The sequence below is a fragment of the Streptomyces fagopyri genome, assembly GCF_009498275.1.
Classification (GTDB): domain Bacteria; phylum Actinomycetota; class Actinomycetes; order Streptomycetales; family Streptomycetaceae; genus Streptomyces; species Streptomyces fagopyri.
Map to the genome: position 1 here is coordinate 7,717,159 of NZ_CP045643.1, position 17,202 is coordinate 7,734,360.

General features: G+C 71.8%; 16 protein-coding genes. 7 read left to right on the forward strand and 9 right to left on the reverse strand.

All coding sequences use genetic code 11. The features are described from left to right. Window positions 1-97: 97 nt before the first annotated feature. The 4 genes from fabG to GFH48_RS33400 all read left to right on the forward strand — a co-directional run bounded on the left by fabG (window position 98) and on the right by GFH48_RS33400 (window position 3,630). Entirely contained in the window at window positions 98-859 is a 762-nt protein-coding gene (gene fabG, locus GFH48_RS33385) for a 3-oxoacyl-ACP reductase FabG (protein ID WP_153291808.1), read from the forward strand. A 17-nt stretch (window positions 860-876) separates the two neighbouring features. After that, window positions 877-1,638 carry an SDR family oxidoreductase gene (locus tag GFH48_RS33390; RefSeq protein ID WP_153291809.1) on the forward strand — a complete coding sequence of 254 codons (762 nt, stop codon included), beginning with the start codon at window positions 877-879 and terminating at the stop codon, window positions 1,636-1,638. Between the two features lie 600 nt (window positions 1,639-2,238). Beyond that, window positions 2,239-2,922: a uracil-DNA glycosylase gene (locus GFH48_RS33395; RefSeq protein WP_153291810.1), complete on the forward strand. Its 684-nt coding sequence runs from the start codon at window positions 2,239-2,241 to the stop codon at window positions 2,920-2,922. A gap of 144 nt (window positions 2,923-3,066) precedes the next feature. Further along, window positions 3,067-3,630 (forward strand): tetratricopeptide repeat protein, encoded by a 564-nt coding sequence (locus tag GFH48_RS33400; protein WP_153291811.1) that lies wholly within the window; start codon window positions 3,067-3,069, stop codon window positions 3,628-3,630. A gap of 1,017 nt (window positions 3,631-4,647) precedes the next feature. Here the strand turns inward: GFH48_RS33400 and GFH48_RS33405 are convergent. After that, complete coding sequence (locus GFH48_RS33405; RefSeq protein ID WP_153291812.1) at window positions 4,648-5,160, reverse strand: DinB family protein; 513 nt, start codon at window positions 5,158-5,160, stop codon at window positions 4,648-4,650. A gap of 161 nt (window positions 5,161-5,321) precedes the next feature. Here GFH48_RS33405 and GFH48_RS33410 point away from each other — a divergent pair, with 161 nt between their 5' ends. After that, window positions 5,322-6,233 (forward strand): Gfo/Idh/MocA family protein, encoded by a 912-nt coding sequence (locus GFH48_RS33410; RefSeq protein ID WP_153291813.1) that lies wholly within the window; start codon window positions 5,322-5,324, stop codon window positions 6,231-6,233. On the opposite strand, the gene lnt is transcribed toward GFH48_RS33410, so the two are convergent. The 4 genes from lnt to GFH48_RS33430 all read right to left on the reverse strand — a co-directional run bounded on the left by lnt (window position 6,151) and on the right by GFH48_RS33430 (window position 11,026). Next, complete coding sequence (lnt, locus tag GFH48_RS33415) at window positions 6,151-7,743, reverse strand: apolipoprotein N-acyltransferase (RefSeq protein ID WP_153291814.1); 1,593 nt, start codon at window positions 7,741-7,743, stop codon at window positions 6,151-6,153. The genes GFH48_RS33410 and lnt overlap by 83 nt on opposite strands. A gap of 70 nt (window positions 7,744-7,813) precedes the next feature. Next, window positions 7,814-8,299 (reverse strand): nuclear transport factor 2 family protein, encoded by a 486-nt coding sequence (locus GFH48_RS33420; RefSeq protein WP_153291815.1) that lies wholly within the window; start codon window positions 8,297-8,299, stop codon window positions 7,814-7,816. 104 nt (window positions 8,300-8,403) lie between these two features. After that, the gene (locus tag GFH48_RS33425) at window positions 8,404-9,387 is read right to left on the reverse strand and encodes an LLM class flavin-dependent oxidoreductase (protein ID WP_153291816.1); all 984 of its coding nucleotides are present in this window, start codon (window positions 9,385-9,387) and stop codon (window positions 8,404-8,406) included. 193 nt (window positions 9,388-9,580) lie between these two features. Beyond that, on the reverse strand, window positions 9,581-11,026 hold the full coding sequence (locus GFH48_RS33430; protein ID WP_153291817.1) for a glyceraldehyde-3-phosphate dehydrogenase: 1,446 nt from the start codon (window positions 11,024-11,026) through the stop codon (window positions 9,581-9,583). A gap of 157 nt (window positions 11,027-11,183) precedes the next feature. Between GFH48_RS33430 and GFH48_RS33435 the strand changes: the two genes are divergently transcribed. Then, window positions 11,184-11,924, forward strand: a complete 741-nt coding sequence (locus GFH48_RS33435; RefSeq protein WP_153291818.1) for an SDR family NAD(P)-dependent oxidoreductase — start codon at window positions 11,184-11,186, stop codon at window positions 11,922-11,924. A gap of 276 nt (window positions 11,925-12,200) precedes the next feature. Here GFH48_RS33435 and GFH48_RS33440 read toward each other — a convergent pair whose 3' ends face one another. The 3 genes from GFH48_RS33440 to GFH48_RS33450 all read right to left on the reverse strand — a co-directional run bounded on the left by GFH48_RS33440 (window position 12,201) and on the right by GFH48_RS33450 (window position 14,352). Further along, complete coding sequence (locus tag GFH48_RS33440) at window positions 12,201-12,380, reverse strand: hypothetical protein (RefSeq protein ID WP_153291819.1); 180 nt, start codon at window positions 12,378-12,380, stop codon at window positions 12,201-12,203. 308 nt (window positions 12,381-12,688) lie between these two features. Continuing rightward, a complete protein-coding gene (locus tag GFH48_RS33445; protein ID WP_153291820.1) occupies window positions 12,689-13,564 on the reverse strand; it encodes an undecaprenyl-diphosphate phosphatase in 876 nt (291 codons plus the stop codon). Window positions 13,565-13,869: 305 nt separating this feature from the next. Then, window positions 13,870-14,352, reverse strand: coding sequence for a winged helix-turn-helix transcriptional regulator (locus GFH48_RS33450; protein ID WP_153291821.1), 483 nt, complete (start codon window positions 14,350-14,352; stop codon window positions 13,870-13,872). A 102-nt stretch (window positions 14,353-14,454) separates the two neighbouring features. On the opposite strand from GFH48_RS33450, the gene GFH48_RS33455 reads away from it, so the two are divergent. After that, window positions 14,455-15,624 carry a thiolase family protein gene (locus tag GFH48_RS33455; RefSeq protein ID WP_153291822.1) on the forward strand — a complete coding sequence of 390 codons (1,170 nt, stop codon included), beginning with the start codon at window positions 14,455-14,457 and terminating at the stop codon, window positions 15,622-15,624. A 285-nt stretch (window positions 15,625-15,909) separates the two neighbouring features. On the opposite strand, the gene GFH48_RS33460 is transcribed toward GFH48_RS33455, so the two are convergent. Continuing rightward, entirely contained in the window at window positions 15,910-16,707 is a 798-nt protein-coding gene (locus GFH48_RS33460; RefSeq protein ID WP_153291823.1) for a TVP38/TMEM64 family protein, read from the reverse strand. Window positions 16,708-17,202: the final 495 nt, after the last annotated feature.

The window sequence follows — 17,202 nt, forward strand, 5'->3', positions numbered from 1 at the left end:
CTGAAGGTACTAAGCGGTCGCTCACCGGACGGGCGTACCGTGTGAGCCGCAGGGCATGTCAGGCCGCAGGGCTTTTCAAGGGCGAGGAGAACCAGCAATGTCCACCACTGAGCAGCGCGTCGCCGTAGTCACCGGTGCCGCGCGCGGCATCGGCGCCGCGACCGCCGTACGACTGGCCGCCGAGGGCCGCGCCGTCGCGGTGATCGACCTCGACGAGGCCGCGTGCAAGGACACCGTGGAGAAGATCACCACCGCCGGTGGCCGCGCCCTCGCGGTCGGCTGTGACGTCTCCGACGAAGCCCAGGTCGAGGCCGCCGTCGCGCGGATCGCCGAGGAGCTCGGTGCGCCGACCGTCCTGGTGAACAACGCGGGCGTGCTCCGCGACAACCTGCTGTTCAAGATGGCCGCGTCCGACTGGGACACCGTCATGAACGTGCACCTGCGCGGCGCCTTCCTGATGGCGAAGGCCTGTCAGAAGTACATGGTGGAAGCGAAGTTCGGCCGGATCGTCAACCTGTCGTCCTCCTCGGCCCTCGGCAACCGCGGCCAGGCCAACTACTCCGCCGCCAAGGCCGGTCTGCAGGGCCTGACGAAGACGCTCGCCATCGAGCTCGGCAAGTTCGGCGTCACCGCGAACGCCGTCGCGCCCGGCTTCATCGCCACCGACATGACCGCCGCCACCGCCGCCCGCGTCGGCATGGGCTTCGAGGACTTCCAGGCCGCCGCCGCCACCCAGATCCCCGTGCAGCGCGTCGGCAACCCCGACGACATCGCCAACGCCATCGCCTTCTTCACCGGCGAGGCCGCCGGGTTCGTCTCCGGCCAGGTGCTGTACGTGGCCGGCGGACCGCTCAACTAGGGCCGGGGACACAGACAATGACCGCACTTCCCGAACTCTCCGGCAAGGTCGCCCTCGTCACCGGCGCGAGCCGCGGCATCGGCTACGGCGTCGCGGAGGCACTCATCGCCCGCGGTGACCGCGTGTGCATCACCGGCCGCAACGAGGACGCCCTCAAGGAGGCCGTCGAGACACTCGGTGCCGACCGCGTCATCGGTGTCGCGGGCAAGGCGCACGACGAGGCCCACCAGGCCGTCGCCGTCGAGCGCACCATGGAGGCCTTCGGACGCGTCGACTACCTGGTCAACAACGCCGGTACGAACCCGGTGTTCGGCCCGATGGCCGACCTGGACCTCAACGTGGCGCGCAAGGTCTTCGAGACGAACGTCGTCTCGGCGCTCGGATTCGCGCAGCTGACCTGGAAGGCATGGCAGAGCGAGAACGGCGGCGCGATCGTCAACATCGCGTCCGTCGCGGGCATCGCCCCCTCGCCGTTCATCGGCGCGTACGGCATGAGCAAGGCCGCCATGATCAACCTGACCGTGCAGCTGGCGCACGAGTTCGCGCCCAAGGTGCGGGTCAACGCGATCGCGCCCGCCGTCGTCAAGACCAAGTTCGCGCAGGCCCTGTACGAGGGCCGCGAGGAGGAGGCGGCCGCGTCCTATCCGCTCGCCCGGCTCGGCGTGCCCTCCGACATCGGAGGGGCCGCCGCGTTCCTCACCTCGGCACAGTCGGACTGGATCACCGGGCAGACGCTCGTGGTCGACGGCGGCATCTTCCTGAACGCCGGAGTGGGCTGACGGACCCCTGGACGCGGACGCTTCCGAACCTGGACGGCGCCCGCGTCCGGGCACCACGGTCGTCCGCGTTCACTCCCACGCGGTCACCGACGCGCTGACCAAGTGCCCCGCCGGCAACACGGGTTGCCCGGCGGGGCACCGCCGTGCGGTCCGCCGGCTCTCGGGGACGGACCGAGGTCCCGGCGAGGAACAACGGCCGTCCCGGTGGGGTGAGCGTTTTCCGCTGAAGAGATGGGCTTCTCGTGCGTCGTGGGACGCGAGGGGGCGCTGGGACGAGCCGGTCGGGCGGTCGACCGGCGCCGGCTCGGACGGGCGGCGCGGCCTCCAGAATCGTGGGCCCGGTGCGGGCCGGGGGAGCGGACCCGCGGCCGAGGGCTGTCCCGTGATGCGCGACGTGGGATGCGGTGCGTCGCGAGGCGGAGGGTCGTCCTCGTACCGGGTGTGTCCGGGCGACCCCGACAGCGCGGTGCCGGTCGGGGGGACGGCATCTGGCGGACGGCAGGGGAGGATCCGCTGGTGGCGAGGGGTGCGGGGACGAGTGTCAGTGGTCGCCTGTAGGTTCTGAGGCCTGGAAGTGACCGTACATCGGAGGAAGTTGACGTGACCGACACCGCCATGCTGCCCGAGTCCTGGCGCGGCGTCCTCGGCGAGGAACTGCAGCAGCCCTACTTCAAGGAACTCACCGAGTTCGTCGAGGAGGAGCGAGCCAAGGGTCCCGTCTACCCTCCGCGCGAGGAGGTCTTCGCCGCGCTGGACGCGACACCGTACGAGCGGGTGAAGGTGCTGGTCCTCGGCCAGGACCCGTACCACGGTGAGGGCCAGGGACACGGCCTGTGCTTCTCGGTGCGCCCCGGGGTGCGGACCCCGCCCTCCCTGCGGAACATCTACAAGGAGATGAAGGAGGAGCTGGGCACCCCGATCCCGGACAACGGCTATCTGATGCCGTGGGCCGAGCAGGGCGTCCTGCTGCTCAACGCGGTGCTGACGGTGCGCTCCGGTGAGGCCAACTCCCACAAGGGCAAGGGCTGGGAGAAGTTCACGGACGCGGTGATCCGCTCCGTGGCCGACCGGCCCGACCCGGCGGTCTTCGTTCTGTGGGGGAACTACGCCCAGAAGAAGCTCCCGCTCATCGACGAGGACCGGCACATCGTCGTGAAGGGCGCGCATCCCTCGCCGCTCTCCGCCAAGAAGTTCTTCGGCTCCCGGCCGTTCACGCGGATCAACGAGGCCGTGGCACAGCAGGGCCACGAACCGATCGACTGGCGGATTCCGGACCTCGGCTGACGCGGGGTGGGGGCCGGCTGGGCCGGGCGGGGGCCCTCCCCGGCCCTCCCCGGCCCGGTCCGGCCGTGTACGGGGGCGCCTGAGCCGGTTTGGCGGTGGCTGCGGTTAGCGTCACAGGAGACAGAGACGAGCCTGGAGGACGCGGTGGCGGAGCAGCAGGAGCAGACGGCGCCGGACGCCATGATGACCCGGATCGGGCAGGCCGTCATGCTGCACCACGGAGGCGACCGCGAGGAGGCCCGGGGTCGTTTCCTGGACCTGTGGTCGGAGATCGGCGAGGACGGCGATCCGCTGCACCGGTGCACCCTGGCGCACTACATGGCGGACACCCAGGACGACCCCTCGGACGAGCTGGCGTGGGACCTGCGCGCGCTGTCGGCCGCCGACGAACTCGGGGACGACAGGGTCGAGGAGCACCACCGGTCGCCCGCCGTAAGGGCGTTCTACCCGTCGCTGCACCTGAACCTGGCGGCCGACTACGTGAAACTCGGCCGTTCCGACGCCGCCCGCAGCCATCTGCGGCGGGCCCGTGGCGCGGTCGGTTTCCTCGGGGACGACCGCTACGGAGACGGGGTACGCGCGGCGATCGGACGACTGGAGCTGAGGCTCGACGGGGAGGGGCCGGCGGAGGGGACACCGGGGGAGGGCCCCGGCCGGTTCGGCGGGCCGGGAGGGGAGACACTGGGGCCGCCGCGCCGGCGGCCCTGACGGCTGCCGCCCGCTCACCGGCGGCTGTCGCGTGCTCACCGGTGAACCGGCGCGCGGCGCCGGATGCGGGTGTTCCGCCCGGCGGAGGGGTGCGGGGGTCTGCTCGTACGGGGTCTGCTCGTACGGGGTCTGCTCGTACGGGGTCTGCTCGTACGGGTGTGTTCGGAGCCCGCGGAACCCTCGGAGCTTTCGGGACCCTCAGGACCCTCGGGACCCTCAGAGCCTCCGGAACCCCACGAACGACCGCAACCCCGGGGGCCCGAGGCGGGGCGTCGGGCTGGTCAACGGCCGTACGCCCCCTTGCAGATGACCGCTTCGGGACTGCCCGGCTTCCACCCCCCGTACTTCCTGCCCAGGGCGCACACGTCCGGGGCCTTCGGCGGATTCGTCGCCGGGGGCGGGGCGGCGTGGTGGGCGGGTCGGTGCGGTTTCGGTCCGGGGTGCGGCGCGACCGGGGCGTGACGTGGGGCGGGCACCCGCGGCGCGGCCTGCGCGGGCGCGGCGGGGTGATGGCGCGTCCCGGCCCGGGACGGTTCCGGTGAAGGCTTCCGCGGTGGCCCGACGAGCTCCAGCGCCTCCCGCGCCGGAGCCTGTACGACCCGCTCCGCGGCTTTGCCGTCCGGACGCGGCGACGCCGGGGAGGGAGCGGGGGGTGGGCCGGGGGCGGTCGGCCGCTGGACGGTCACACAGCCGGCGAGGGCGGTGACCGCCACGGTGACCAGAAGTGTCGCGGTCGTCGTCGTTGTTCGATGCACCCGCGCAACTCTGCTGCGTCCGGACCGCTTTGGGGAGCCGACAACCGCAGGATGCCCCGCACGGGTGATCCTTCCGCTCCTCCGGCGGCTGCCGGTGGCGGCAGGGTGACCCGCGGTCACCGGCAGCCGGGTTCGCGCCCGGGGACGTGTGGCGCACGACCCGTCGGTCCGCCGGAAGGGGGTGCCGGGTGTCGCGTGGCCCGTCGTCCGCCGGGAGGACGCGCCGGGCGTCGCGCGGCGACCGGGACTCGCGTGAGCCGCCCTAGTCGCCGGTGGCTCCGTCGATCCGCTCACGGATCAGATCGGCGTGACCGTTGTGGCGGGCGTACTCCTCGATCATGTGGGTGTAGATCCACCGCAGGTTGAACGGGGTGTCCGTGAGCCTGCTCCTGCCCTTGGAGGTGTCGTCCAGGGCGAAGCGGGCCGCGTTGTCGCGGGCGACCGCGATCTCGGCCTGCCAGGCGGCGTACGCCTCGTCCCAGGTGTCCGCCTCGGTGAGATGGAACTCCCCGTCCGGGTCCTCGTCGCTGTAGTAGAGGGGGCCCGCGTCGTCGTCCGCCAGGACCTTGCGGAACCAGCCCCGTTCCACCTCCGTCATGTGCCGCACCAGACCGAGCAGGGACAGCTCGGACGGCTCGACCGAGGCGGTCCTGAGCTGCGCGTCGTCCAGGCCCTCACACTTCGATTCGAGGGTCCGGCGATGGTAGTCCAGCCAGCCCTCCAGCATGGCTCGTTCGCCGGCGTCGGTGGCGGGTTCGGTGCGCTCGATCGTCATGGCCGCATCATCCAGGAGTGGGCTGCCGGACACCACGGGATTTTCTCCCCGGGACCAGGGCCGCCCGGTCGTCCGGGCGTCCGGCCGGCACGGCCGACCGACGGCCGCGTGGCGCCCGTATGCTTCCGAGCAGGCCAGCATCGGCGAACGAAGGAGATCTCGTGAAGGTCGGCTGCATCGGGCTGGGCGACATCGCGCGGAAGGCGTATCTGCCGGTGCTCGGCGTCCACCCCGGGGTCGAGCTGCATCTGCAGACCCGGACGCCCGCGACGCTCGCGGAGGTCGCCGACAGCCTCCACCTTCCGCCGGGGCAGCGGCACACCGACCTGACGGAGCTGCTGGCCCAGGACCTCGACGCGGCCTTCGTGCACGCTGCCACCGTGGCGCACCCCGAGATCGTCGCGCGGCTCCTGGAAGCGGGCGTACCGACGTTCGTCGACAAGCCCCTCGCCTACGAACTCGACGCCTCGGAAGGGCTGGTCCGGCTCGCGGAGGAGCGGAACGTCAGCCTCGCCGTCGGCTTCAACCGCCGCCACGCACCCGGGTACGCGCAGTGCCTGGAGCATCCGCGCGAGCTGATCCTGATGCAGAAGAACCGCACAGGGCTGCCGGAGGTGCCGCGCACGATGATCCTCGACGACTTCATCCATGTCGTGGACACCCTGCGGTTCCTGGTGCCCGGCCCGGTCGACGACGTGACGGTACGGGCCCGCGTCGAGGACGGCCTGCTCCACCACGTCGTACTCCAGCTCGCGGGCGACGGCTTCACGGCGCTCGGGGTGATGAACCGGCTGAGCGGCTCGGCGGAGGAGATCCTGGAGGTCTCCGGTCAGGACACCAAGCGGCAGGTGCTCAACCTCGCCGAGGTGATCGACCACAAGGGCCAGCCGAGCGTGCGACGGCGCGGTGACTGGGTGCCGGTGGCCCGCCAGCGCGGTATCGAGCAGGGGGTGCTCGTCTTCCTCGACGCCGTACGCGCGGGCAAGGTGCTCAGCGCCCGGGACGCACTGGCGACTCACGAACTGTGCGAGCGGGTGGTGCGAGCGGTCCAGGAGCGCTCCGCCGCAGCCTGAGCGCGCGGACCCCCTCCGTCGCGCACAGCGCTGCCAGGACGAGCAGCGCCCCGTGCACCGGCCAGTCGCCGTACCGGACGTACGGGGTGACCCCGCGCGCGAGAGGGACCTCGTACACCGCCGCCTCGCTCGCGTCCGTGCCGAGCCAGGAGCCGAGCCGCTCACCGCTGGGCCCGTAGACGGCGGAGACACCGGTCAGGGTCGCGTGCACCATCGGGCGGCCGGTCTCGGCCGCCCGCAGCGCGGCCAGCGAGGCATGCTGTTCGGGTGCCCAGCTGTGCTGGAACGAAGAGGTCGACGACTGGGCGAGCAGTACTTCCGCGCCGTCCTGCGCGAGATGCCGGCTCATGTCCGGGAACGCCGTCTCGAAGCAGATCATCGGTCCGACCCGCAGTCCGTGCCCGGCGTCCATCACCACCTGCTCGGTGCCGCGCCTGCGGTCCTCGCCCGCCGCCTTGCCGACCGAGGTCGCCCAGCCGAGGAGGGAACGCGCCGGTATGTACTCGCCGAAGGGGACGAGACGCATCTTGTCGTAGCGGGCGCCGGTCGGTCCCCCCGCTCCCACCAGCACCGAACTCTTGTATATCCCGGGCCGGTCGGAGCGCCGCGCGTCGACGTTCACGAGGATGTCGGCGCCGGTCTCCCGGGACAGCGCGCTGATGCGCTCCGCCAGGTCGGGGCGGCCGGCCAGGTCGACGCCGACACTGCTCTCGCCCCAGACGACGAGGTCGACGTGGCGCCCGGCGAGTGCGCGGGTGAGCGCCTCCTCGCGCGCGAAGCGCTTCTCCGCGCCGGCTCCGGCGCCGCCGCCGATGACGCCGGGCTGTACGACGGCGACGCGCACCTGGCCGTCGGCGTCGGGGCGCGGGGACCACATCCAGGCCGCCGAGGTGGCGGCCGCGGTGGCGACGAGTCCGGTGACGGCGGTGGCGACGGCGGGGACACGCGACCGGCGTACGGCCGTCAGGACCGCGACCGCGACGTTGACGGCCACCACCAGGAAGCTCAGCAGCCACACCCCGCCGACCGAGGCGAGCCGCAGCGCGGGCGCCACCTGCCACTGGCTCGACCCGAGCAGACCCCACGGTCCGCCGAGTCCCTGCCAGGACCGGACGAGCTCGACACCCAGCCAGCCCGACGGCAGCACCACGAGCGCGGCCCCGACCCGCCCCGCCGAGGGCACACCGCCGAGGAGCCGTCGTACGAGCCAGCCCCAGGGCGCCCACAGCGTCCCGAGCAGTGCCGCGATGACGACCGTGAAGACATTGAGGCTCGGCAGCAGCCAGTGGTGCACGGCCAGCATGAATCCCAGGCCGCCGAACCAGCCGTCGTACGCGGCGCGTCCGCCGGTCGGGGCGGTGCGGGCCAGCAGGATCCAGGGCACGAGGGCGACGTGGGCGAACCACCACCACGACGGGGCCGGGAAGGCGAACACCGGCAGCGAGCCCGCCAGCGCGGCGATGACGGCGCGCCGCCAGGGAGAGACGAGCCAGCGGTCGAACCTCGTCATACGGCGCTTCCCTCCCCGGTGGTCCCTCCAGTGTGCGCTTCGAAGACGATCTCCGACAGGGTGCCTGCGGTCAGCCGGCCGAGGGTTCCTGACGGGGCGGCGGCATGCGCCGCCACTTCTCCTGGACGACCACCTCGCGCAGGCGCCAGCCGAGGTCGGTGCGCACCAGTCGGAAGACGTAGCGGCCGCCGCACACGAAATCTGGTGCGGTGGAAGTGCCGTCCTGGCCCGCGAGGCGCATCGGATTGATGTAGTCGGCCCGGACCCGGGCGGTGTCGCCGCTGTCCTGGTCCAGTACGCCGAACAGCAGCTGTCGGTTGACGATCAGATGCTGGCGCATGGCGAAGAGTTCCATGCTCCGCGCGAGCCATCCCGCGACCTCGTCGGCGTCCCCCTCGATACCGCCCGCGGAGCGGTAGTCCGCGCGGCCGTCCGGCGCGAACAGCCGTCGGTACGCCTCCCAGTCGCCGTCGTCGACGGCCACCGCGTACTCGGTGACGAGTCCGTCCACGGCGAACCGGTCCATCACGGTCGCGAGCTCCACACGCTGCGTCATCGGCTCAGTGTTGGCCACCGGGACTGCGCAGCCAAGGGGCGTGCAGCGACATTCGGTGCCGGCACCGCGGGTGTCCGCGGCGGGCCGGCGACCCGCCGCGGGGGCTACTCCGCCGGTGCCATGACGTGCCGTCGGACGAGTTCGTAGGACTTCAGACGATCCGTCAGCGCGTGGACGGGTGTCACCAGCATGAGTTCGTCCGCACCGGTCGCCTCCGCCAGGTCCGCCAGTCGGGTCGCGACCGTGTCGGGTGTGCCGTGCGCCTGGTGGGCGCGGAAACCGGCCAGGGCCCGCGTCTCCTGCGCGGTGAACGGGTGGACGGCCGCCTGCTCGGGCGTCGGGAAGGGGATGTCGCCCTTCCCCTTGAGCAGTCCGGCCTTGACGACGTCCATCGGGCCCGCGAGCCGGGCGGCCTCCTCCCCGGTTGTGGCGCACACCGTCTCGACGCAGACCAGGACCCGGGGACGGTCGCACCAGCGGGAGGGGGAGAAGTGCTCCCGGTAGTGGCGGAGCGCGGGGAGGGTGTTGTCGGGACGGATGTGATGGGCGAAGGCGACGGGCAGCCCGAGTTCGGCGGCGAGCGCGGCCCCGGCCGTGCTCGACGACAGCAGCCACGGCTCCGGGAGCGGGTCGAGTGCGACCTCCTCCACCAGGAACCGCAGCGTATTCGACACGTCGTCGCGGTACTCGTCGTCCGTCGTCGGTCCGGCCCCGCGCCGCAGGGCCCGTGCCGTGGACTCGTCGAAGGTGCCCGGCCCGCGACCGATGCCCAGGTCGATCCGGCCCGCGTGCAGCGCGGCCAGCGTGCCGAACTGCTCGGCCAGCATGATCGGAGCGTGGTTGGGGGCGAGGACGCCGCCGGATCCGAGACGGAGGGACGAGGTCGACGCGGCCGCGTGGGCGGTCAGGACGACGGGCGGGAACGCCCCGATGGCGGGGGAGTGGTGGTGCTCGGCGTACCAGAGCCGCCGGTATCCGAGTTCGTCGAGCCGCCGGGCGAACTCGGTGGTGTCGCGCAACGTGTCGGCGGCCCGCGTGCCCGCCTGGACCATGGCTACTTCCAGCGCGCTGAGCGGCACAGTGATCATCCGCTCAGTATAGGAAGCGGGCACGCGAGGCCATGGGTGTTTCGTCGGTCGGGGGCGGGCCGGGACCGGCGTCGGCCCGCGCTGTACGGGGGTCGAACAAGCCCTGGGGGCAGCCGAGTTCGTACCGGATGCCCTCGTAGGCCGTGAGGTGCGGGACCGGACGTCGGTGACGACGGCCGGTCCTGACGCCCGATCAGACGGCCGGTACCGGGTAGGTCGGGTACTCGACCCCGGAGACGTGCTGGACGACCCGGATGACCTGGCAGGAGTAGCCGAACTCGTTGTCGTACCAGAGGTAGAGGATCGCGTTGTCGCCGTCGACCTTGGTGGCACCGGCGTCGACGATCGAGGCGTGGCGAGAGCCGATGAAGTCGCTCGACACCGCGTCAGGAGCGGTGGTGAAGTCGATCTGACGCTTGAGCGGCGAGGTCAGCGACACCTCGCGGAGGTGGTCGAGGACCTCCTCGCGGGTGGTCTCGCGCCCCAGCCGCAGGCTGAGGATGGCGATCGAGACGTCCGGCACCGGGACCCGGATCGAACTGCCCGTGATGGGGGCCTGGAGGTCGGGCAGTGCCTTGGCGACGGCGGAGGCGGCCCCCGTCTCCGTGATCACCATGTTGAGCGGCGCGGAGCGGCCACGGCGGTCGGAGCTGTGGTAATTGTCCAGCAGGTTCTGGTCGTTGGTGAACGAGTGGACGGTCTCGACATGACCGCGCAGGACGCCGTACTCGTCGGCCATCGCCTTCAGCGGCGGGACGATCGCGTTGGTGGTGCAGGAGGCGCAGGACAGGATCTGCTCGTCCGGCTTGATCGTGTCGTGGTTGACGCCGTGCACGATGTTGGGGACGTCGCCCTTGCCGGGCGCGGTGAGGACGACCTTGTCGATCCCGGGGCGCAGGTGCTTCGACAGGCCCTCGCGGTCACGCCACTTGCCGGTGTTGTCGATGAGGATGGCGTCGTTGATGCCGTACGCCGTGTAGTCGACCTCGCTCGGGTCGCCGGCGTAGATCACCTTGATCTCGTTGCCGTTGGCGATGATCGTGCTGTTCGCCTCGTCGACGGTGATCGTGCCCTGGAACTGGCCGTGGATGGAGTCGCGGCGCAGCAACGAGGCGCGCTTGACGATGTCCTGGTCCCCGCCCTGGCGGACGACTACGGCGCGCAGCCGCAGGCCGTTGCCGGAGCCGGCCTTCTCGATGAGCAGGCGGGCGACGAGCCGGCCGATGCGGCCGAAACCGTAGAGGACGACGTCGCGCGGCGCGCGGCGCTCGATCTTGTCCGCGCCCGTGGCGCCGGCGACGGCCCTGGCGGTGAACTCCTGTACGGAGAGCCCGAGATCGTCGGTCCGGTACGTCGCGGCGAGCATGCCGAGGTCGATCTGGGACGGCCCGAGATCGAGCGTGGTCAGCGCCTGGAGGAACGGCAGTGTCTCGGTGACGGAGAGCTCCGCACCGGCGATCTGCCGGGCGAACCGGTGGGTCTTGAGAAGGCTGACCACCGACTTGTTCACCAAGGAGCGGCTGTGGAGGAGGACCGTGACGTCCCGCTCCCGGTGCAGCTTCCCGATGATCGGGATCATCGACTCCGCGATCTCCTCGCGGGTCTTCCAGTTGGTGAACGAGTCGTCGTTGACAGTCACAGTCTATCTTTCGAGCTAGGAGGCGCTCATATGGTAACCCGTCCGTCGTTCCGATCGTCCGAGGGGTGTACGGCCGGGGTCGTGGAGGGGTACGGAGGCCGGAGCCATGATCGAGGGCGGGCGTAATGTGGGAGTCGCCCGTCAGAAGGAGACACGCATGACACGCCCGGTCACTGTGGTCACGGGCGGCAGTCGGGGGATCGGCGCCGCGATGTGCGCCCGCCTGGCGGCGGACGGACACGACGTGGTGGTGGGCTACGTGCGTGACGGCGCTGCCGCGGACTCGACCGCGGCAGCCGTCCGCGCCGCGGGTGCGCGCTGTGTCACGGTACGGGTGGACACCTCGGACGCGGACGACGTGGAGCGGCTCTTCGACACGGCGGCGGACCGTCTCGGGCCCGTCACCGGGCTGGTGAACAACGCCGGTGTGACGGGTCCGCTCGGGCGGCTCGCGGACACCGACCCCGCCGACCTGCGGCACGTGGTGGACGTCAACCTGCTGGGCACGCTGCTGTGTTCGCGGCGGGCCGCCCGGTCCATGGCGGCCTGGGGGAGCGGTGTCATCGTGAACGTGTCCTCGGCCGCGGCGACGCTCGGCAGCCCTGGCGAGTTCGTCCACTACGCGGCCACGAAGGCCGCGGTCGACGCCCTGACGCTGGGCCTCGCGAAGGAACTCGGCCCGGACGGCATCCGGGTCAACGCGGTCGCGCCCGGCATGATCGACACCGAGATGCACGCGGCGATGGGCGACCCGGGCCGCGCCGAGCGCGCCGCCTCCTCGATTCCGCTGCGCCGCGTCGGCCGGGCGGAGGAAGTCGCCGCCGCCGTCTCGTGGTTGATGTCGCCCGACGCGTCGTACGCCACGGGGGCCGTGCTGCGGGTGTCGGGAGGCCGCTGAGCCGGTGGCGGGCGCGGCGCGCGAGGTGGTGTGGGCGCGGGGAGGCCGGTGAGCCTGCGGCGGGCGCGTGGTGGTGCGGGGTTCGCGGGGCGATTCCGGCGGCGGTCGGTCTCCGTGCGTACCGGTCTCGACGCGTTCCACGGAAGCAACCGGAGGGGCGCGAGCGCGGGGGGACCGTCCGCGGGGCCTGACGGCTGACCTCGGTGTACTCCCTGGGCGGTTACGGTATCCGCCGCCGCGCACCGGCTGGAGCGCCGTCCCGCGGGGCGAGGCGGGTCAGGCCGCCTCGATGACCTCTCCGCGGATCGCTTCCGCCCATTTCACGACCAACAGCTCGTACTCCGCGCGCTCCTGGGCGGACAGGGAGCCGCCCGAGCGCATCCACAGGGCGCGGATCTGCTCGTTCAACGCGGCAGCGGACCGCACGGAACCAGAGAACGTGAAGTCGGGGGACATGCGCACCAGCCTAGGGGCATGGACTGACACTGCGCTACCGGTCGGCTACGCGTGCCGTATGCGGTTCGTCACGGCTTCTGTCCTCCGGGTCCGGGCGGCGTCGTACGGGAGCGGCCGGACCGGATCGCGGCACCACCCCGGCGTCGGCGCACGCTTCTCCGTCCTCGACGGGGGACGAGTGGGAGAACGAGTGGGAGAACCGGTCTTTCGAAACGCTCCGCCGACCGGCGCGATAGCGCGGCTCGAAGCGGGACGCGGTACGTGGTACCGCCGCGCGGGACGCCCGCGGAACCCGTGGAACGGCCGCCTCAGCCCGCGGATTCCGCCGCGTGAGGGCTGAGGACGTCCGCGCCGACCAGGGCGATGATGACGATGCCGAGCGCGATCCGGTACCAGACGAACGGCATGAAGCTCTTGTGGGAGATGAACTTCATGAACCACGCGATCACGGCGTACCCGACGACGAACGCGATGACCGTCGCGAAGATGGTCGGCCCCCAGGAGACATGACCGCTCTCGGTGGCGTCCTTCACCTCGAAGGTTCCCGAGGCGAGCACGGCCGGCATGGCGAGGAGGAAGGAGTAACGGGCCGCCGCCTCGCGGGTGTAGCCCATGAAGAGGCCGCCGCTGATGGTCGCGCCGGACCGGGAGACGCCGGGGACCAGGGCCATCGCCTGGCAGAGGCCGAAGAGCAGGCCGTCCTTGGTGTTGAGGCTCTCGATGGTCTTGCGCTGCTTGGGGGCACGGTGCTTGCCGCCCGACTCGTCGCGTGCCGCGAGCCGGTCCGCGACACCGATGACCACGCCGATCACGATCAGCATGGTCGCGGTGACCCGCAGATCGCGGAAAGGACCCTCGATCTGGTCCTTGAGCGTCACCCCGAGCACGCCGATCGGTATGGAGCCGACGATGACGAGCCAGCCCATCTGGGCGTCGTGGTCCTGGCGCATCGCCTTGCTCGTGAGGGAGCGGAACCACGCCACGAGGATCCGCCCCACGTCCTTGCGGAAGTAGATCAGCACCGCGGCCTCCGTGCCGAGCTGCGTGATCGCGGTGAAGGCGGCGCCGGGGTCGTGCCAGCCGGAGAACGCCGCGGTCAGGCGCAGATGCGCGCTGGAGGAGACGGGGAGGAACTCGGTCAGCCCCTGGACGAGTCCGAGGATGAGGGATTCAAACCAAGACATGAAGTGAGGTGGTCCAAGCGCTGATCGAGGACGGGCCGACGGGCACGCCGTGTCGCGGTTCGCGGAGCGCGCTGATCACGGCTGTTGGAGGCAGCGTAGCGCCCCGCCGGGACGTTCCGGCCATGGGGGTTTGCCTTAACTAGAGGAACTGTTCGATTGGTCGTACGAACGTGGGAGTGCCCCGGGAGGCGGTCCGGCCGGTCCAGGGGGCCGGGGTGTCGACCGGTCACCGCGCCCAGTCCCGGGTGACGCGCCCGAGGGGGAGCGGGAACGGATCGTCCGGGACCGGCGCGATCCGGCCGTCTTTACTCCACCGGGTCCTGTGTCCACGCCACCGCGGGTCCCGTCACCGTCCAGCCGGGGGACTGCGGGTGGGCCGACAGGTCGCCGTGCCCGACCTCCTGGCGGCACTCCGCGCAGACCAGCCGTGGGACCAGCTCGTGGCCGCACGTGTGCTCCATCACCATCGGGCGGAAGCCGTCCTCCTGGAGATGGCGGTCGCCCCACTCCATCAGCGTCAGCAGCACCGGCTGCAGCTCCCGCCCGGCCCGGGTGGCCCGGTACTCGTAGCGCTTCGGCCGGTCGCTGTACTCGGCCTTCTCCAGTACGCCGATGTCGACGAGTCGCTTCAGGCGCGCGGTGAGCACATCGCGCGGGGCGCCGATGTTGCGGGCGAGCTGGTCGAAGCGGGTGACGCCGAGCGACACCTCCCGCATGACCAGCAGGGAGTACTTCTCGCCGACGAGCGCCAGGGTCCCGGCGATCGAGCAGGGGCGGGGGTCCTTCATGGCTCCAGTCTAAAGGGTGGGTTGGAAAGTCCAACCCACTGGGTTACCGTGGAGTCACTTAGCAAGTTTGGAAAGCAAACTCCATGAGTTCGGAGAGCAGCCATGCGTGACGCCGTGATCGTCGAAGCCGTCCGTACGCCCGTCGGCAAGGGCAAACCGAACGGTTCTCTCGCCCATGTCCATCCGGTGGAGCTCCTCGCGCACACCCTGCGCGCCCTCGTCGAGCGCTCCGGGGTCGACCCGGCGCTGATCGACGACGTCATCGGCGGCACGGTCACCCAGGTCGGGGAACAGGCCGCGAACCTCACCCGGTACGCGGTGCTCTCGGCCGGCTTCCCGGAGACGGTGCCCGCGACCACCGTGGACCGTCAGTGCGGCTCCTCCCAGCAGGCCGTGCACTTCGCGGCGCAGGGCGTCATGTCGGGGGCGTACGACATCGCGGTGGCCTGTGGTGTGGAGTCCATGAGCCGTGTGCCGATGGGGTCGAACGTCCTCGGTACCGAGGGCCCGTTCGGCCCCGGGATCGCCGAGCGCTACCCCGAGGGCCTGGTGCCGCAGGGCATCAGTGCCGAACTGATCAACGCGAAGTGGGGCCTGTCGCGCGAGCAGTTGGACACGTACGCGGTGGGTTCGCACCAGAAGGCTGCCGCGGCCTGGGACGAGGGCCGCTTCGACGCCGAGGTCGCGCCTCTCCAGGGGGTGGCACGCGACGAGAGCGTCCGCCCCGCCAGTACCACGGAGACCCTCGCCGGGCTCAAGCCCGCCTACTACCACCCGGCCTTCGCCGAGCGCTTCCCGCAGATCGACTGGTCCGTCACGGCGGGCAACGCGAGCCCCATCAACGACGGCGCGTCGGCCGTGCTCATCATGTCGAGCGAGACCGCGGCCCGCCTCGGCCTGCGCCCGCTGGCGCGTCTGCACAGCTTCGCCGTCACCGGCTCCGACCCCCTGCTGATGCTCACGGGCGTCATCCCGGCCACCGAGAAGGTGCTCCGCAGGGCCGGGCTCTCACTCGGTGACATCGACCTCTTCGAGGTCAACGAGGCCTTCGCGAGCGTCGTCCTGGCCTGGCAGCAGGAGACGGGCGCCGACCTCTCCCGGGTCAACGTGCACGGCGGGGCGATCGCGCTCGGCCACCCGCTCGGCGCGAGCGGCACCCGGCTGACGACCACCCTCGTGCACGCCCTGCGCGCCCGCGGAGCCCGCTACGGACTCCAGACGATGTGTGAGGCGGGCGGGCTCGCCAACGCGATGATCCTGGAAGCGGTGTAGTTCGGTGTAGTTCGGTGTAGTCCGGTGTAGTCCGGTGTGGCGCGGATGGGTGGCGCGCCCGGCGGGTACGGGTCCTGGGTTCCGTTCCGTGGTGTTCGGTGGTGCTCGTGCGGGTTCCGGAGCCCGTGGTGCCGGGTGGTGCTCGTGCGGGTTCCGGAGCCCGAGGTGCCGGGTGGTGCTCGTGCGGGTCCAGGGTTCCGTTCCGGGGTGTCGGGACGTGTCCGGGCACGTCCCGGCATCCGGCGGCATCCGGCGGCGTCCCCGGTCACCCCGGGTCGTGTGGTGTCAGTTTCCGCGGAGGTGGTGGCGCTTGCGCCAGGCCACGACGGCACCGGCCAGCGCCGGCAGCGCGATGAAGCCCATCGCGATCAGGAACGCGGGCGACGTCGGTGCCGAGGCGCGGGCGCCGGCGACGGCGTACGCGGCGGTGTTCGGGATCGAACCCAGGGCCGTGGCCAGGAGGAACGGCAGCCAGCCCATGCGCGAGACGGCGGCACAGTAGTTCGCCGCCCAGAACGGCACTCCGGGGAACAGGCGGGCCATCATCATCGTGCGGAAGCCGTGCCGGCTGAGCTGCCCGTCGGCCGCCTTCAGCCAGCGGGCGCGCAGCAGCGGGCGCAGCGCGTCCTGCCCGAGGATCCGGCCGAGCCCGAAGGCGATCCCGGCGCCGAGCACCGTACCCGCGAGGGCGGTGGCGAGGCCGAGCTGGGAGCCGAACAGGGCGCCGGCGGCGAGATTGAGCAGCGGCCGGGGCACGAACGCCACCGTGCACAGCCCGTACGCCACCCCGAAGACCACGGCGGCCGCGGCACCGCTGAGCTGCGGTGGCCAGCCGTCCGACAGCAGCCGCTGCGGTTCGAAGAGGAGCACGCTCGACGCGGACGCCGCGAGCAGCACCAGCAACAGGGAGAGCCGGGACCAGGGCGAGAGCAGGACTCTCGTGCACCGGGCGGCGAGGCCCGTGCGAGTGGCGACGGCGAGCTCCGCGGCGGGGGAGAGCTCCGCGGTGAGTGAGAGCTCCGTGGCGGGGGCCGTGGGGACGGCCGTGACGGTGCCCCCAGAGCGGGTGGTGGCATCGAGCATTCGGCGACAGTAACCGACCCGTGTGTGTGATCGCCGTATGGTTCGTGCCAAGGGCGTCACAGCTTCCTGAACACCGGCCGCCCGGTTCGACATGTCGGACGGCGCCCTCGAAGACAGGGTGCCGGCGCGGGGCGCCGTCACCGGCGTCGCGGCAGCCGATCCGCAACGCGCCGTGGCCGAGGGGCCGTACATGAACGACGTCGTCCCTTCCCCGGTCCGACCACGCCCGATCGCCGCGCGTCGTTGCGCCCGGCCCTTCCCGGGACCGCGGCCCCGGCGGACGCGTACCGCACCACCGTCACGCGGCGCGGCAGGCCGGCCGGCCGCGCGCCGGCTCCCCCGCCTCGCCGCCGGTCGGCCGTACGGCCGTGTGAGGCAACTCTCCCCGGCGGACCGGCCGGTGACCCGTCACGATCACATGGGCCCCTGGGCCGTACGTCCCTGACGTACCGGCAGCACCACGTGCCACCGCGCGACCCGGTGGCGTGAAAAACC

Excerpts from the sequence above, each read along its gene's own strand:
- GFH48_RS33440 (WP_153291819.1), bottom strand. The coding sequence starts at position 12,380 with ATGTCCCCCGACTTCACGTTCTCTGGTTCCGTGCGGTCCGCTGCCGCG.
- GFH48_RS33390 (WP_153291809.1), top strand. The coding sequence starts at position 877 with ATGACCGCACTTCCCGAACTCTCCGGCAAGGTCGCCCTCGTCACCGGC.
- fabG (WP_153291808.1), top strand. The coding sequence starts at position 98 with ATGTCCACCACTGAGCAGCGCGTCGCCGTAGTCACCGGTGCCGCGCGC.
- GFH48_RS33445 (WP_153291820.1), bottom strand. The coding sequence starts at position 13,564 with ATGTCTTGGTTTGAATCCCTCATCCTCGGACTCGTCCAGGGGCTGACC.
- lnt (WP_153291814.1), bottom strand. The coding sequence starts at position 7,743 with ATGACGAGGTTCGACCGCTGGCTCGTCTCTCCCTGGCGGCGCGCCGTC.
- GFH48_RS33425 (WP_153291816.1), bottom strand. The coding sequence starts at position 9,387 with ATGATCACTGTGCCGCTCAGCGCGCTGGAAGTAGCCATGGTCCAGGCG.
- GFH48_RS33420 (WP_153291815.1), bottom strand. The coding sequence starts at position 8,299 with ATGACGCAGCGTGTGGAGCTCGCGACCGTGATGGACCGGTTCGCCGTG.
- GFH48_RS33460 (WP_153291823.1), bottom strand. The coding sequence starts at position 16,707 with ATGCTCGATGCCACCACCCGCTCTGGGGGCACCGTCACGGCCGTCCCC.
- GFH48_RS33450 (WP_153291821.1), bottom strand. The coding sequence starts at position 14,352 with ATGAAGGACCCCCGCCCCTGCTCGATCGCCGGGACCCTGGCGCTCGTC.
- GFH48_RS33405 (WP_153291812.1), bottom strand. The coding sequence starts at position 5,160 with ATGACGATCGAGCGCACCGAACCCGCCACCGACGCCGGCGAACGAGCC.
- GFH48_RS33455 (WP_153291822.1), top strand. The coding sequence starts at position 14,455 with ATGCGTGACGCCGTGATCGTCGAAGCCGTCCGTACGCCCGTCGGCAAG.
- GFH48_RS33435 (WP_153291818.1), top strand. The coding sequence starts at position 11,184 with ATGACACGCCCGGTCACTGTGGTCACGGGCGGCAGTCGGGGGATCGGC.